The following is a 13471-nucleotide window of genomic DNA, read 5'->3' on the forward strand; positions in this document are numbered from 1 at the left end:
GGGAGCTGTTATTTATGGGCCGCCTCCTGAATCAGGGTCGCCGCGGTGCGTTTGAGCACATCGCGCTGACGGGCTATATCGGCGGCCGCTTTGCGCAATTGGTTGAGCTCATCGCGTTCGCTGACCGCGCCGTCGCCGTCCACCCAGTCGTCCCGCTGAACCTCGGGCTCGCGGGCGATCGCGGGGATCACCCGCTGCCGCCAGCCGTTGCGGGAGCGCGTCTGGTCGCCCCGGGGCGCGTTGACCACACTTGCCAGCGGACCACCCAGTGGCGGCGCACCGCCGTAGTAACCGGCCATTCCGGCCGGTCCCGCCTGAGGCGAGCCGTCCAGTCCAGGAGTCGGTAATGCCGTCGCGGCAAGCCGGATGGCCGGTGCGGTGCCGGTGGTGCCCCAGGACGGCGGTACCGACAGCTTGCCTACCGTCGTCGCCGACCCCAGGCCCGCGGATACGCCTTCGGGGCTGCCCACGAAGGTGGACCCCAGACCGTCACCGGACACGTCGGAGACCGCCGCGGCCGCGGGCGCGCTGAGCGCAGCTGCCAGCGGATTGAATGCCACCGCTATCGCCGGCGCGGCCGTCAGCAAGACACCGGAAATGGCGAAGTTGACTCCATAAGACAAAATGCCGAGACCAAGGGTGTCCTCGCTGACTTGTTCAAACGCTTGGACCGGGTAGCTGTTGAAGAAAGCAAGCAGCGCATCCGATCCGGGAAAGGTGCCCGTGGATAATTGGTTCAGCAAATTCGGGACCGCTGCCAGTTGGGACAAGGCCGACTGCGTCGTGCCGGTCGAGGCGGCTTGACTGCCAACGGCAGCAGCTTGCGCGGCCGGCCCGGCCGGATCCGTGGTGTGCGGCGGAGAGGTGAAGGCCTGCAGCGTGGTTGCCGCTGACGAGGCGCCCGCGTAGGAATACATCGCCGCGGCATCCTGCGCCCACATCTGGGCGTACTGCGCCTCGGCGGACGCGATCGCGGGAGTGTTCTGGCCCACCAGGTTGGTGGCCACCAAGGATGCCAGCAGCGCCCGGTTCACCTCGATCTCGGCGGGTGGCACGGTCGCCGCGAACGCCGCTTCGTAGGCAGCCACCGCCGCGCCCAGCTGGTTCGCGGTCAGCTCGGCCTGCCCGGCGGTGGTGGTCATCCATGACACATAGGGAATCGCCGCCGCGGCCATCGACATCGACGACGGGCCGAACCACGGTCCGCCGGTGAGCTCGTCCACCACCGCCGAGTACGAGGCCGCCGTTGATTTCAGCTCCGCCGCCAAACCGGCCCAGGCCGCGGCGGCCGTGACCATCGGCTCCGGCCCCGCACCGACATACATCCGGGCGGAGTTGATCTCCGGTGGTAGCGCGGCAAAATCCAGGACCAGGCTCACAGCATCGCTTCCTTGATCAATCGGGCTGCCGCGTCCCGCTCGGTGGCCAGCTCGGCGATCTCCTTGCGCAGCGCCGCCAACTCATCGCGTTCGCGTTCGCTCAGCGCGCTGGCCACATGTTGGGTGGCCCGTTGCGGCTGCGGCGACCGGCCCTGGGTCGGCTCGTCGATTTCCGTCCCGGCGGCCCACGGCGGAAGCACCTTGCTGCGCGGGCGCGAGCGGGCCGGAGTTTCGCCGCCTCGCGGCGCGTTGATCAGGCTGCCCATCGGCGGTATGCCGTAAAAGCCGCCCGGTCCGCCCGCTTCGGTCTGCGGAAGTGCCTCGGCACCGGCGGACGGCAAAGCCGTGGCGGCAAGCCGGATCGCCGGAGACGACACCCAAGACTGCGGCACCGACAACTTGCCGACCGTCGCCGCCTCACCGACACCGGCGGCGACTCCGGCGCTGCCGTCTGAGCCATAGCCGACGAGGGCGGAGCCCAGCCCGTCGCCCGTCACGTCGGAAACCACGGCCGCGGCCGACGGCGGCAGCGCGAGTGGGTAGAGCGAGACGAAGAAGGGAGTGATGCCCGACGCCACGAAGGCGAATCCACTGAATTCGGTGGCCACGTTTCCCGCGTCAGAGCCGAATTTGTTGATGGCCATGCCCAACGGGCTGGTCGCAAAGTTGTGCAGCCAGGCAATGGGGTCGAACGACCCGCCCGAGGCCAGACCTTGCAGCAGATTGGGCACCGCGGCCAGCTGGGCCAGCGTGGACTGCGCGGTGCCGCCCTGGGCGGCGGCCTGGCTGACCGCGGCGGCTTGAGTGGCGCTTCCGGTCTGGTTGGTGCTCTGCGGGGGTGAGGTGAACGGCGTCAACGTCGTCGCCGCGGCCGAGGCACCGGCGTAGCCGTACATCGCCGCGGCATCCTGGGCCCACATCTCGGCGTACTGTGCCTCGGTGGCCGTGATGGCCGGCGTGTTCTGGCCGAAGATGTTGGTGGCCACCAACGCCACCAGCAGTGCCCGATTGACCTCGATCTCGCTGGGGGGCACGGTCGCCGCAAACGCCGCTTCGTAGGCCGCCGCGGCCGACCCGAGCTGACCAGCGGTCTGTTCGGCCTGCGCCGCGGTGGAATCCATCCACGACATATAGGGAATCGCTGCCGCCGTCATCGACGTCGACGACGGACCCACCCACGGTCCGCCGGTCAGCTCGGCGATCACCCCGCGATAGGAGTTCGCGGTGGAGCTGAGCTCCGCCGCCAGCGCCTCCCAGGCAGCAGCCGCCGCCACCAGGGGCCCCGATCCCGGGCCCAGATACATCCGGCCGGAGTTGATCTCCGGCGGCAATACCGCAAAATCCACCGCTGCAGCCCCCTAACAGGCGGCCCGGCGCCTCCGCGAACGTTCCACGGCGCCAACAGGTTTGATGCGTGACGCGGTGCGCTCTGTCCCCGAGCGTCATCGCGCTTCGCGCGCATCATGGCCCCTGCGGGCGTCCCGATCGCCCAACCGACGTATTAATCGCCGGACCGTAGTGATAATCAACCGTCTGGCTGTAACAGCACTGGTTAACTGCTGAGAATTTGCTGGCAATGAGTTATCGGGCTTGCCGGGCGGCCCCTGCGGGGTGATCGTTGGGCAGGCGTTGCGAAGTGTCGGCCAGGGACAACCGTCGCAATCCGGCGCCTCCGTAAGGCAGCGGTCCGGCGACTGGTGATGAGCTGAGAAATATTGTAATACAGCGCAATTCACCCGATAGGGACGCGACTATGACGGCAGATGATCTCGCCCGGCACGCGGGCCGGGACGCAGTCAGCGGCCGCAGCGAAGTGCAACCGAACCAATTTCGGCGAGCCGCAGGAGCTAGGCCCGCCGCGGCATTGACTAATTTGCTAGGACAATAGTAAGCAAGCTTAAACCACACTCTTCGATAGAGTGCGGAAACGAGTGATATCCGAGTTGGTCGACGCCGAAGGACCCGGTGGTGCGCGCGTTTTGGCGCCGACCCAGCTCATCTGCCGTCTGAGCGGATTGAGCGGGCTGAGCGGGTCGACGCCACCGAATGAAAACTTCATCGCCTGTTCACCGTTGATCCAGGGCTGATGCATTGATCAGTCGTTGAAGGGGCCCCATGCATGCCGTTTGAGCGAGGCTGGTTTTTTCCCGAGTTTCCCGGCCCGCACCATTACCGCCAGACTGTCCAGGATGACCCGGCTGCTCATCAGCGCCGTCTGCTCTGCCCAGTCGTAGGGCGGCGAGCATTCCACCACCTCGATACCGTTCAAGCCTGGCTCAGAGATCAGCCTGATGAGGTTGAGCGCCTCGCGGGGCAACAGTCCACCGGGCTCGGGCCAGCCGGTGCCGGGCACGAATCCGGCGTCGATCACATCGATGTCGAACGACAGGTAGACCGCCTTGGCGTCTTTCCACGCCGTTTCCAGAGCGATCTCGGCAACCTTCTCTATCCCGACCCGTTCCACGTCCCCCACCGTGATGACGGTGCTGCCGCGTTGGCGGCCGACTTGCACCCCCGCACGGGGGGCTTGCCAGCCACCGATGCCGATCTGCACAAGGTTGGTGGCAGGTGCGTTCTTGATGTTGGTCGCGTGGAACCACGGGGTGGTGTGCATCCGCTCGTCGAGATCGGTCTCCTGGGTGTCGACGTGACGGTCGAAGTGGATGATGCCCACATTGCCGTCCATGTGCGGCGCCAGGCCGCGGATGGTGGGGAACCCGATCGAGTGGTCACCGCCCAGGATCACCGGGAATACGCCATTCGAGACCACGTGCGACATGGCTTGGCTGATCTGGTCGAAAGACTTCTCGATGTTCGCGGGGATGGTCACCACGTCGCCGATATCGACGATGTTGAGCTGTTCGCGCAGGTCGACTCCAAGTTCGTAGCAGTAGGTGCCGAACAGGTTGGTCGAGCGGCGGATGCCCATCGGGCCGAATCGGGTACCGGGCCGGTAGGTGGTGCCTGCGTCCAGTGGTGCACCGAACACCGCCACCTCGGCGTCACCGACCTCGTTCACGTCTTCCAGGAACGGGCATTTCAGGAACGTGCCGCGTTCACCGGCGAAGTGTGGCAGCTCACCACGGGAAAAGGTGGACAGCGTGCGGTCATTGATCGTGGGTGCGGCTTCGAGCCCGTGCGAAATGCAACGCTCGATTTCCTCACGATGACGGCGGGTTGGCAGTTCCGCCTCGGCCTGCTGGGCCCAGCTACCTTCCCGGTTCGGAATGTCGGCCTGCCCAGCGAAGGGGTTTGTCATCGATGCTTCCTCTCGTGGAGTATCAATTCACGGCGGAGGATGCCCCGGCGACCGGGATCGAAGCAGTAGAGGTTTGAGGAACCGTTTTCGGGTGAACCGGCGCGCCACGCATCCGCACTCACCGTCTTGTCGCTGGCCGGGTACGGCGAACTCGTCCGGGCGGCCCCCGTGGCTCGCCAACGTTCAACGTACCTGTCGCGCCGCGACTGCAACCCTGGTTCAGCCTCTCGGAAGGTTAAAGACAGCTGTGAATATCCTTAGGACGTTCGTCATGCTGCGCAGTGACGTCGGCCCGTCCGGCGTGCCGACAGTGCAGTGGGCGTGGCAGGATCCCAAACCATGCGCCTGACGCCGCACGAACAGGAGCGATTGCTGCTGTCCTATGCCGCCGAGCTGGCCCGCCGGCGTCGGGCCCGCGGCCTGCGGCTCAACTATCCAGAGGCTGTCGCGATCATCACCGACCACATCCTGGAAGGCGCGCGCGACGGACGCAGCGTCGCCGAGCTGATGGTCAGCGGTTGCCAAGTGCTCGGCCGCGACGACGTGATGGAGGGAGTGCCGGAAATGCTCACCGAGGTGCAGGCGGAGGCGACGTTTCCGGACGGCACCAAGCTGGTCACCGTCCATCATCCGGTGCCATGATCCCCGGTGAAATCCTCTACGGCAGTGGGGATATCGAAATCAACGCGGCCACGCACCGATTGCAGATGCGCATCGTGAACACCGGAGACCGTCCGGTGCAGGTGGGCAGTCACGTACACCTGCCGCAGGCCAATGCGGCGCTGTCGTTCGACCGGGAGGCGGCGCGCGGCTACCGACTCGACATTCCCGCCGCCACCGCGGTTCGCTTCGAGCCGGGCGTTGCACAGACCGTCTCGGTGGTACCGCTGGGCGGACGCCGCGAGGTACACGGATTGAGCCTCAATCCGCCAGGGCCGGTGGCGCCCTGATGGCCGGCCTGTCCAGGGAGCGTTACGCGCAACTGTTCGGGCCCACCACCGGGGACCGAATCAGGCTGGCTGATACCAACCTGCTGGTGGAAGTCACCGAAGACCGCAGCGGGGGACCGGGATTGGCCGGCAACGAGGCGGTGTTCGGCGGCGGCAAGGTGCTGCGCGAATCGATGGGCCAGGGCAGGGCAACGCGGGCCGAGGGGGCCCCCGACACCGTTATCACTGGCGCGGTGATCATCGACTACTGGGGAATCATCAAGGCCGACATCGGGATTCGCGATGGGCGCGTCGTGGGCATCGGGAAGGCCGGCAACCCCGACATCATGCCGGGCGTGCATCGGGACCTGGTTGTCGGACCGTCCACCGAAATCATCAGCGGCAACGGCCGCATCGTCACGGCGGGCACCATCGACTGTCACGTGCATCTGATCTGTCCGCAGATCATCACCGAAGCCCTCGGCGCGGGAACCACCACGATTCTCGGCGGCGGCACCGGGCCCGCCGAGGGAACCAAGGCGACCACCGTCAGCCCTGGCGAGTGGCATCTGGCCAGGATGCTGGAGTCGCTGGACAGCTGGCCGGTGAACTTCGCGTTGCTCGGCAAGGGCAACACCGTGAACGCCGCCGCGTTGTGGGAGCAATTGCGTGGCGGCGCAGCGGGTTTCAAACTGCACGAGGATTGGGGCTCGACACCGGCTGCCATCAACAGTTGCCTCACCGTGGCCGAGGCCGCCGGGGTGCAGGTGGCGCTGCACTCCGACACCCTCAACGAGATGGGATTCGTCGAGGACACCCTGCGCGCGATCGCCGGTCGCTCGATTCACGCCTACCACACCGAGGGCGCCGGCGGCGGCCATGCCCCGGACATCATCACCGTGGCGGCGCACCAGAATGTGCTGCCCAGCTCGACCAATCCGACTCGCCCGCACACGGTCAACACCCTCGACGAGCACCTCGACATGTTGATGGTGTGTCATCACCTCAACCCCCGGATACCGGAGGATCTGGCGTTCGCCGAGAGCCGGATTCGGCCCTCGACCATCGCAGCCGAGGACCTGCTGCACGACATGGGCGCAATCTCGATGATCGGCAGCGATTCGCAGGCCATGGGCCGTGTCGGCGAGGTGGTGCTGCGCACCTGGCAGACGGCGCACGTGATGAAGGCACGGCGGGGCGCGTTGGAAGGCGACGGAGCCGCCGACAACAACCGGGTCCGGCGCTACATCGCGAAATACACGATCTGCCCGGCCATCGCGCACGGTCTGGACCATCAGGTCGGATCGGTCGAAGTGGGGAAGTTGGCCGACCTGGTGGTGTGGGAGCCGGCGTTTTTCGGGGTGCGACCGCACGTCGTGGTCAAGGGTGGAGCAATCGCGTGGGCCGCGATGGGCGACGCGAACGCTTCCATCCCAACCCCGCAACCGGTGCTGCCGCGCCCGATGTTCGGCGCCGCCCCGGCAACCGCGGCGGCCACTTCGATGCATTTCGTGGCGCCGCAAGCGATCGAGGACCGGCTGCCCGAGCGGCTCGCGGTCAACCGGCCGCTGGTTCCGGTGAATGACGTGCGTGCCGTCAGCAAGGCCGATCTGCCCCTCAACGACGCGTTGCCGCGCATCGAAGTCGACCCCGACACCTTCACCGTGCGCATCGACGGGCAGGTCTGGGAACAGCAGCCGGCCGCCGAACTTCCTCTGGCGCAGCGGTATTTCTTGTTCTAATGCGCTCTCTTGCAATGCTTCTCGCGCTGGCCGACTCGCGGCTGCCCACCGGTGCGCATGTGCATTCCGGTGGCGTCGAAGAGGCCGTCAGCAGCGGCATGGTGACCAATCTGGCCAGCCTGGAAGCGTTCCTGAAACGGCGCATCCGCACCCAGGGGCTGGTGGCCGCCTCGATCGCCGCCGCGGTGCATCGCGGCGATCTCGGCGTCGCTGACGCCGACCGCGAAACCGACGCCCGGACTCCGGCGCCGGCGGCGCGGCAAGCATCGCGCAGCCAGGGCCGGGGATTGCTGCGCCTGGCGCGAGTGATCTGGCCCGAGGCCGAATGGGATGTGCTGGGCCGGCGGCCACACCTGCCGGTCGTCGCCGGTCGCGTCGGTACGCTGAGCGGCCTGGCACCAGAACACACCGCGCTGCACATCGTGTACACGACGATGACCGGCTCGGCCACCGCCGCGCAGCGACTGCTGGCGCTGGACCCCGCTGAGGTGGCCGCCGTGACGTTCCGGCTATCCGAACTCTGCGAATCCACCGCCGCCGAAGCCGCCAAGGATCTCGCCGACCTGTCCGACCCGCTGCTCGACACGCTGGCACAGCGGCACGCCGAACGCGAACGGCCCCTGTTCGCCTCCTGAAAGGTATGAAATGCCAACGCATTCCCACCCGCACACACACGACCACACCGAGCGGCCCAGGCGGGTCCGCCAGCCGGGGGAGCCGCTGCGCATCGGTGTCGGGGGTCCCGTCGGCTCGGGCAAGACGGCGTTGGTCGCCGCGCTGTGCCGGGAGTTGCGCGACGAGCTGTCGCTGGCGGTGCTCACCAACGACATCTACACCACCGAAGACGCCGACTTCCTGCGCAAGCATGCGGTGCTGCCCGACGATCGGATCGCGGCGGTGCAGACCGGCGGTTGCCCGCATACCGCGATCCGGGACGACATCACCGCGAACCTGGATGCGATCGACGACTTGATCGCCGCCCACGATCGGCTGGACCTGATATTGGTCGAGTCCGGCGGCGACAACCTCACGGCCACCTTCTCCTCAGGTCTGGTGGATGTGCAGATCTTCGTCGTCGATGTGGCCGGCGGAGACAAGGTGCCGCGCAAAGGCGGACCGGGCGTGACGTACTCGGATCTATTGGTAGTCAACAAGACTGACCTGGCACCGTTGGTGGGCGCCGATCTCAAGGTCATGGCCCGTGACGCCGCCGCCGTGCGCGACGGCCGCCCGACGGTCCTGCAATCGTTGACGCAGGACCCTGCCGCCAGCGAGGTGCTGGCCTGGGTTCGCACCCAATTGGCCGCCTGATGGATTCCAGTGTGCTGTTGGTGGCTTCACGAAACCGCCTGCCGCACATCGACTGCCGTGGCGGAGTCCAGGCGCGGCGCACCGCGCCCGACACCGTGCACCTGGTGTCGGCGGCGGCCACGCCATTGGGCGGCGACACCATCGACATCCGGGTGATCGTCGAGGAGGGCGCACGGCTGAAGCTGCGCAGCGCTGCGGCCACGGTGGCCCTCCCGGGCGCGCAGACCCTGACGTCGCACTCCCGCTGGCAGATCGACGTAGGCGGAACGCTGGATGTCGATCTCGAGCCCACCGTCGTCGCTGCCACCGCCCGGCACCTGTCCCGGGTGCTTCTGCAGCTGCATGGCAATGGGCAGGTCCGGTTCCGCGAGCGGGTGCAGATCGGCCGGTATGACGAGCGGGACGGGTTCTGGTCGGGTTCGCTGCGAGCCGACCGTTGCGATCGCCCGATGTTGCGCCATCGCGTCGAGCTGGGAGCGGGCTCGCTTGCCGACGACGCGATATCGGCGCCACGCGCGACGATCAACGAGTTACGTTATCCCGCAACGGCATTCGACGCAGCCATCGATGCGGGTTCGACGGTGCTGACGTTGGCCGACGGGGGAACGCTGAGCACCTGGCAGGCCGACCGGCTGACCGGTTAACTGGCCACCTTGGTGCCTACCGTAACGCCCTGCGCTTCGGCGGCGAGCTCGGCCAACTGTTCCAGCCGGGTTCGCGCGAACGCCTGCTGATCGGTAATGGCCAGCTGACCGCGCCGGGTGCTCAGGAACGTCACGGTCCAGGACAGCAGCGTGCTGATCTTCGTCTTGAACCCGACCAGGTACACCAGGTGCAGTACCAGCCACATCAGCCAAGCGATGAAGCCGCTGAATTCCAGCGGGCCGATCTTGGCAACCGCGGAAAAGCGCGACACCGTCGCCATCGACCCCTTGTCGAAGTACTGGAACGGCTCTCGTTCGCTGGGGTCGGCCCCGGCCAGTTCGGCCTTGATGGTTCCGGCCACGTACTTGGCGCCCTGGATGGCGCCCTGAGCCACTCCGGGCACGCCCTCGACGGCGGCCATGTCGCCGACCACGAAGACGTTCGGGTGCCCGGGGATGGACAGATCCGGCAACACCTGGACACGGCCGGCGCGGTCGAGTTCGACGTCGGACTGCTCGGCCAGGTCGCGACCCAGGCGGCTGGCCTGCACCCCGGCGGACCAGACCTTGCAGGCGGATTCGATGCGCCGCTCGGTGCCGTCGGCGTCCCTGACCGTGATCCCGTTGCGGTCGACGTCGGTGACCATCGCGCCCAGCTGAATCTCCACACCCAGCTTTTCCAGCCGGGCAGCCGCGCGCTCGCCCAGCTTTTCGCCCATCGGTGGCAACACCGCTGGGGCGGCGTCGAGCAGGATCACCCGCGCTTTAGTCGAGTCGATGTGCCGGAAGGCGCCCTTTAGCGTGTGCTCGGCCAATTCGGCGATCTGCCCGGCCATTTCGACGCCGGTGGGACCGGCCCCGACGACGGTGAACGTCAAGAGTTTGGCCCGGCGTTCCGGATCACTGGACCGCTCGGCCTGTTCGAAGGCGCTCAGGATGCGTCCACGCAGTTCCAGCGCATCGTCGATGGACTTCATGCCCGGCGCAAACTCGGCGAAATGGTCGTTGCCGAAGTAGGACTGGCCGGCGCCGGCGGCGACGATCAGGCTGTCGTAGGGGGTTTCGTAGGTGTGGCCGAGCAATTGCGAAACGACCGTCTGCTTGGCCAGGTCGATGTGGGTGACGTTGCCCAGCAGCACCTGAACGTTGCGCTGCTTGCGCAGGATGACGCGGGTGGCCGGGGCGATCTCGCCTTCGGAGATGATTCCGGTGGCTACCTGGTAGAGCAGCGGCTGAAAAAGGTGATGGGTGGTACGGGCGATGAGCTTGATGTCGACGTCGGCCCGCTTGAGCTTCTTTGCCGCATTGAGCCCACCGAACCCAGATCCGATGATGACGACGCGATGCCGACGGCGTGGTTCAACTGTGGGTTCTGTCTGGGGGCTCATGTTCCGCTGCTCCTGACGGGGTCTCCTTGGGGATGGGCGAGACGGGCGGCTGCAGTTAGCTACAGACTCCTTTTGAGGTTATCCAACCGAGCGCCGACAAGCCCAGGCGCGAGCATGTGTAATTAGCCACACCTAAGAATCCACGCTGGCGTCGGGACACCGATCAGACGCCGAGCAGGGGACGGAGCGCCTCGGCTGCGGTGGTGATGAGTCCGGGAGTGTGGCGGTGCGGGGACAGATTGATGATCACCCCGTCGACGCCGGCATCGAGCACTTTGGCCTGGACCTGGTCGGCGATCTGCGCCGGGCTGCCCACCACCGAATGGCCGCTCACCTGCTCGGGAAGCTGATCCGGCTTGATGTTCTCGTCGATTATCACCGTCAGCATCAGACTGGTCTCCAGCGTCGACGGGTCGCGCCCGATCTCGTCACAGCGCGCCTGCAGTGCCTTCACTTTGCGGGGCAGCTCGCCGAACGAGGTGATGATGTTCAGATGGTCGGCGTAGCGGGCGGCCAGCGCGAAGGTCTTCTTCTCGCCGCCGCCACCGATCAGGATTGGAATGCGGTCGCGATAACGCGGCTCGGCCACCGCGGATTCGGTTTTGTACCACTCGCCGTCGAATGTCGAACGCTCGCCCTTGATCATCGGGTCGAGGATCTGCAGCGCCTCCCCGAGCCGGCGGAACCGGTCGGTGAAGGTGCCGAACTCGAAGCCGAGCTGACGGTGTTCGAGCTCGTACCAGCCGGCGCCGATACCCAGGATCGCCCGGCCCGCGCTCACCACGTCCAGGGTGGTGATGATCTTGGCGAGCAGGGTCGGGTTGCGATAAGTGTTGCCGGTGACCAGCGTGCCCAGCTGCAGCCGCTCGGTTGCGGTAGCCAGCGCTGCCAGCGCGGTATAAGCCTCCAGCATCGGATCTTCTGGCGGACCCAGCATGGGCAATTGATAGAAGTGGTCCATCACGAACAGCGAGTCATAGCCCGCCGCTTCGGCCTCGCGCGCCTGGGCGATGACTGACGGGAAAAGCTCCTCCACGCCGGTGTCGTAAGAAAACTTTGGGATCTGGAATCCCAGCCTGATTGCCACGGTATCAACCGTAGCGACCGGTCGTGAAAACGAAAGAGGCTCAGGCGAACTGAGCCAGCGCCCCGTGGCTGACGTGCAGCGTCTGGCCGGTGATGTGGCGGGCCGCGGGCGTGGTGAGGAACAGCGCCAGCCGTGCGATCTCCGCCGCGACAGGTGCCGGCGTGCGGCTGAGGCCTTCGTAACCGGCCTGGACACTGCGGCCGCAGGCAACGGCATTGACGGTAATGCCGCGGGTGCCGTAGAACTCGGCCTGGCCGGCGATCCAATTGGACAGTGCGGCCTTGATGCCGGCGTCGACGCTGCCCGGAGCCGGGTTTTCCGCCACGACGCTGATGATCGAGCCACCGGACCGCAGATGATCGCCGACGCACTGCACCGTGAGCACCGCCGAAAGCAGCGTCGCGTCCAGCGACTTACGCCATGCAGCGGCGGTGTCGGACAGCGAATAGGTGCGGGGGTCGCCGGCATCCCAGGTGGGCGCCGGCACGTTGACGATGGTGTCGAGGTGGTGGGGGAACAGCCCGCGGACTTCGGCCAGGCCGGCCGGATCGGTGGTGTCGCAGACGATCGCGTCGACGTCGAGTTCCTTGGCGACGACCTCCAGGTCGCCGCGACGGGCACCCACCAGCGTCACCTTGTGACCGTCGTCGCGAAAACCTTCGGCCACTGTGCGACCCAGATCGGTATCGCCGCCGGTAACCAGCACCTCCACTGCCATGACCTCCTCGTGTTCAACGTTGAACCCAGACCCTGGCAAATATCGTCTCGATGGTCGCATACCACAGGGCAGTTGCCTGGGATCTCAGCGCGTTATGGCGTCAATCGCGGTCTATGTTACTGGACAGTAGCTATTTGGCGAAACTGCCGCACCAACACAAAGCGCAGACGATTTCCGTAACTATTTCGTCGCGCTGGCCACAGCTGCATACCTCCCGAGCGACAGCCCACGACGTCGCCGCTAGGTTTGTTCAATGCCTCGGTTCCTGGCCGGTTTGGTATCAAGCATCCTGATAGCGAGCCTGCTCAGCTGCAGCACACAGACGTCGCCGCAGCACAATCAGCTGGTGGTGTTCGCGGCTGCCTCGCTCAAATCCGTGTTCATCCAAATCGGTGACCGGTTCAAGACGGATAACCCCGGTGTGGACGTCACCTTCGATTTCGCCGGTTCATCGGAATTGGCGACGCAGCTGACTCAGGGCGCCGCCGCTGACGTCTTCGCGTCGGCGGATAACGCGCAAATGGAAAAGGTCGCCAAAGCTGGTTTGCTGGCCGGAAGCCCGACGAACTTCGCGTCCAACACGCTGGTCATTGTCGCCGCACCGGGCAACCCGAAAAATATCAACTCGTTCGCCGACCTCACCCGGCCGGGGCTGAGTGTGGTCACCTGTCAGCAACCGGTGCCCTGCGGGTCTGCGACCGAGCGCATTGAGGACGCCACCGGGGTACACCTCAAACCGGTCAGCGAAGAGCTCAGCGTGACCGATGTGCTCAACAAAGTGACCACCGGGCAAGCCGACGCGGGTTTGGTCTACGTCACCGACGCGCTCAGCGCCGGAAACAAGGTGACGGCAATCAAGTTCCCCCAGGCCGCGAGTGTGGCCAACGTGTATCCCATTGGGGCGCTGAAGAATTCGAGCCACGTATCGCTGGCGCAGCGGTTTGTGGCGACGGTGACGGGCGAGACCGGCCAGCAGATTTTGGCCCAGTCCGGCTTCGCAAAGCCCTGAGCCCG

13 protein-coding genes and 1 riboswitch are annotated in these 13471 nt (G+C 66.3%); of the genes, 7 read left to right on the forward strand and 6 right to left on the reverse strand.

Annotation, left to right across the window (positions count from 1 at the left end; genetic code table 11):
* Positions 1-8: 8 nt before the first annotated feature.
* The 3 genes from BST12_RS02320 to BST12_RS02330 all read right to left on the reverse strand — a co-directional run bounded on the left by BST12_RS02320 (position 9) and on the right by BST12_RS02330 (position 4638).
* Positions 9-1379 (reverse strand): PPE family protein, encoded by a 1371-nt coding sequence (locus BST12_RS02320; RefSeq protein ID WP_245850014.1) that lies wholly within the window; start codon positions 1377-1379, stop codon positions 9-11.
* Positions 1376-2725: a PPE family protein gene (locus BST12_RS34170; protein WP_083111384.1), complete on the reverse strand. Its 1350-nt coding sequence runs from the start codon at positions 2723-2725 to the stop codon at positions 1376-1378. Before BST12_RS34170 ends, BST12_RS02320 begins: the two co-directional genes overlap by 4 nt.
* Before the next feature lie 749 nt (positions 2726-3474).
* On the reverse strand, positions 3475-4638 hold the full coding sequence (locus tag BST12_RS02330) for an agmatinase family protein (RefSeq protein WP_083111385.1): 1164 nt from the start codon (positions 4636-4638) through the stop codon (positions 3475-3477).
* A 115-nt stretch (positions 4639-4753) separates the two neighbouring features.
* Positions 4754-4816: riboswitch (guanidine-III (ykkC-III) riboswitch) on the reverse strand.
* A 161-nt stretch (positions 4817-4977) separates the two neighbouring features.
* Here BST12_RS02330 and BST12_RS02335 point away from each other — a divergent pair.
* The 6 genes from BST12_RS02335 to BST12_RS02360 are packed head-to-tail and all read left to right on the forward strand — an operon-like array spanning position 4978 to position 9264.
* The gene (locus BST12_RS02335; protein ID WP_083111466.1) at positions 4978-5280 is read left to right on the forward strand and encodes an urease subunit gamma; all 303 of its coding nucleotides are present in this window, start codon (positions 4978-4980) and stop codon (positions 5278-5280) included.
* Complete coding sequence (locus BST12_RS02340; protein ID WP_083111386.1) at positions 5277-5588, forward strand: urease subunit beta; 312 nt, start codon at positions 5277-5279, stop codon at positions 5586-5588. Before BST12_RS02335 ends, BST12_RS02340 begins: the two co-directional genes overlap by 4 nt.
* Positions 5588-7309: an urease subunit alpha gene (locus BST12_RS02345; protein WP_083111387.1), complete on the forward strand. Its 1722-nt coding sequence runs from the start codon at positions 5588-5590 to the stop codon at positions 7307-7309. Before BST12_RS02340 ends, BST12_RS02345 begins: the two co-directional genes overlap by 1 nt.
* On the forward strand, positions 7309-7944 hold the full coding sequence (locus tag BST12_RS02350; protein ID WP_083111388.1) for an urease accessory protein UreF: 636 nt from the start codon (positions 7309-7311) through the stop codon (positions 7942-7944). Before BST12_RS02345 ends, BST12_RS02350 begins: the two co-directional genes overlap by 1 nt.
* 10 nt (positions 7945-7954) lie before the next feature.
* A complete protein-coding gene (gene ureG, locus BST12_RS02355) occupies positions 7955-8620 on the forward strand; it encodes an urease accessory protein UreG (protein WP_083111389.1) in 666 nt (221 codons plus the stop codon).
* Positions 8620-9264, forward strand: coding sequence for an urease accessory protein UreD (locus BST12_RS02360; RefSeq protein WP_083111390.1), 645 nt, complete (start codon positions 8620-8622; stop codon positions 9262-9264). Before ureG ends, BST12_RS02360 begins: the two co-directional genes overlap by 1 nt.
* On the opposite strand, the gene BST12_RS02365 is transcribed toward BST12_RS02360, so the two are convergent.
* The 3 genes from BST12_RS02365 to BST12_RS02375 form a co-directional block, all read right to left on the reverse strand.
* The gene (locus tag BST12_RS02365; RefSeq protein WP_083111391.1) at positions 9261-10652 is read right to left on the reverse strand and encodes an NAD(P)/FAD-dependent oxidoreductase; all 1392 of its coding nucleotides are present in this window, start codon (positions 10650-10652) and stop codon (positions 9261-9263) included. The genes BST12_RS02360 and BST12_RS02365 overlap by 4 nt on opposite strands.
* Positions 10653-10815: 163 nt before the next feature.
* Entirely contained in the window at positions 10816-11739 is a 924-nt protein-coding gene (locus BST12_RS02370) for an LLM class F420-dependent oxidoreductase (protein ID WP_083111392.1), read from the reverse strand.
* A gap of 40 nt (positions 11740-11779) precedes the next feature.
* Positions 11780-12457 (reverse strand): SDR family oxidoreductase, encoded by a 678-nt coding sequence (locus tag BST12_RS02375; RefSeq protein ID WP_083111393.1) that lies wholly within the window; start codon positions 12455-12457, stop codon positions 11780-11782.
* Between the two features lie 253 nt (positions 12458-12710).
* On the opposite strand from BST12_RS02375, the gene modA reads away from it, so the two are divergent.
* Entirely contained in the window at positions 12711-13466 is a 756-nt protein-coding gene (gene modA / locus BST12_RS02380; RefSeq protein ID WP_083111394.1) for a molybdate ABC transporter substrate-binding protein, read from the forward strand.
* The last annotated feature ends 5 nt before the right edge of the window (positions 13467-13471 follow it).

This window comes from Mycobacterium angelicum (assembly GCF_002086155.1).
In the GTDB taxonomy this organism is placed as follows: Bacteria; Actinomycetota; Actinomycetes; order Mycobacteriales; family Mycobacteriaceae; genus Mycobacterium; species Mycobacterium angelicum.

What these genes read in the sequence shown, in the direction of transcription:
- BST12_RS02345 (WP_083111387.1), top strand. Translation starts at nt 5,588, where the DNA reads ATGGCCGGCCTGTCCAGGGAGCGTTACGCGCAACTGTTCGGGCCCACC.
- BST12_RS02330 (WP_083111385.1), bottom strand. Translation starts at nt 4,638, where the DNA reads ATGACAAACCCCTTCGCTGGGCAGGCCGACATTCCGAACCGGGAAGGT.
- BST12_RS02340 (WP_083111386.1), top strand. Translation starts at nt 5,277, where the DNA reads ATGATCCCCGGTGAAATCCTCTACGGCAGTGGGGATATCGAAATCAAC.
- BST12_RS02350 (WP_083111388.1), top strand. Translation starts at nt 7,309, where the DNA reads ATGCGCTCTCTTGCAATGCTTCTCGCGCTGGCCGACTCGCGGCTGCCC.
- BST12_RS02375 (WP_083111393.1), bottom strand. Translation starts at nt 12,457, where the DNA reads ATGGCAGTGGAGGTGCTGGTTACCGGCGGCGATACCGATCTGGGTCGC.
- BST12_RS02365 (WP_083111391.1), bottom strand. Translation starts at nt 10,652, where the DNA reads ATGAGCCCCCAGACAGAACCCACAGTTGAACCACGCCGTCGGCATCGC.
- BST12_RS02360 (WP_083111390.1), top strand. Translation starts at nt 8,620, where the DNA reads ATGGATTCCAGTGTGCTGTTGGTGGCTTCACGAAACCGCCTGCCGCAC.
- modA (WP_083111394.1), top strand. Translation starts at nt 12,711, where the DNA reads ATGCCTCGGTTCCTGGCCGGTTTGGTATCAAGCATCCTGATAGCGAGC.
- BST12_RS02335 (WP_083111466.1), top strand. Translation starts at nt 4,978, where the DNA reads ATGCGCCTGACGCCGCACGAACAGGAGCGATTGCTGCTGTCCTATGCC.
- ureG (WP_083111389.1), top strand. Translation starts at nt 7,955, where the DNA reads ATGCCAACGCATTCCCACCCGCACACACACGACCACACCGAGCGGCCC.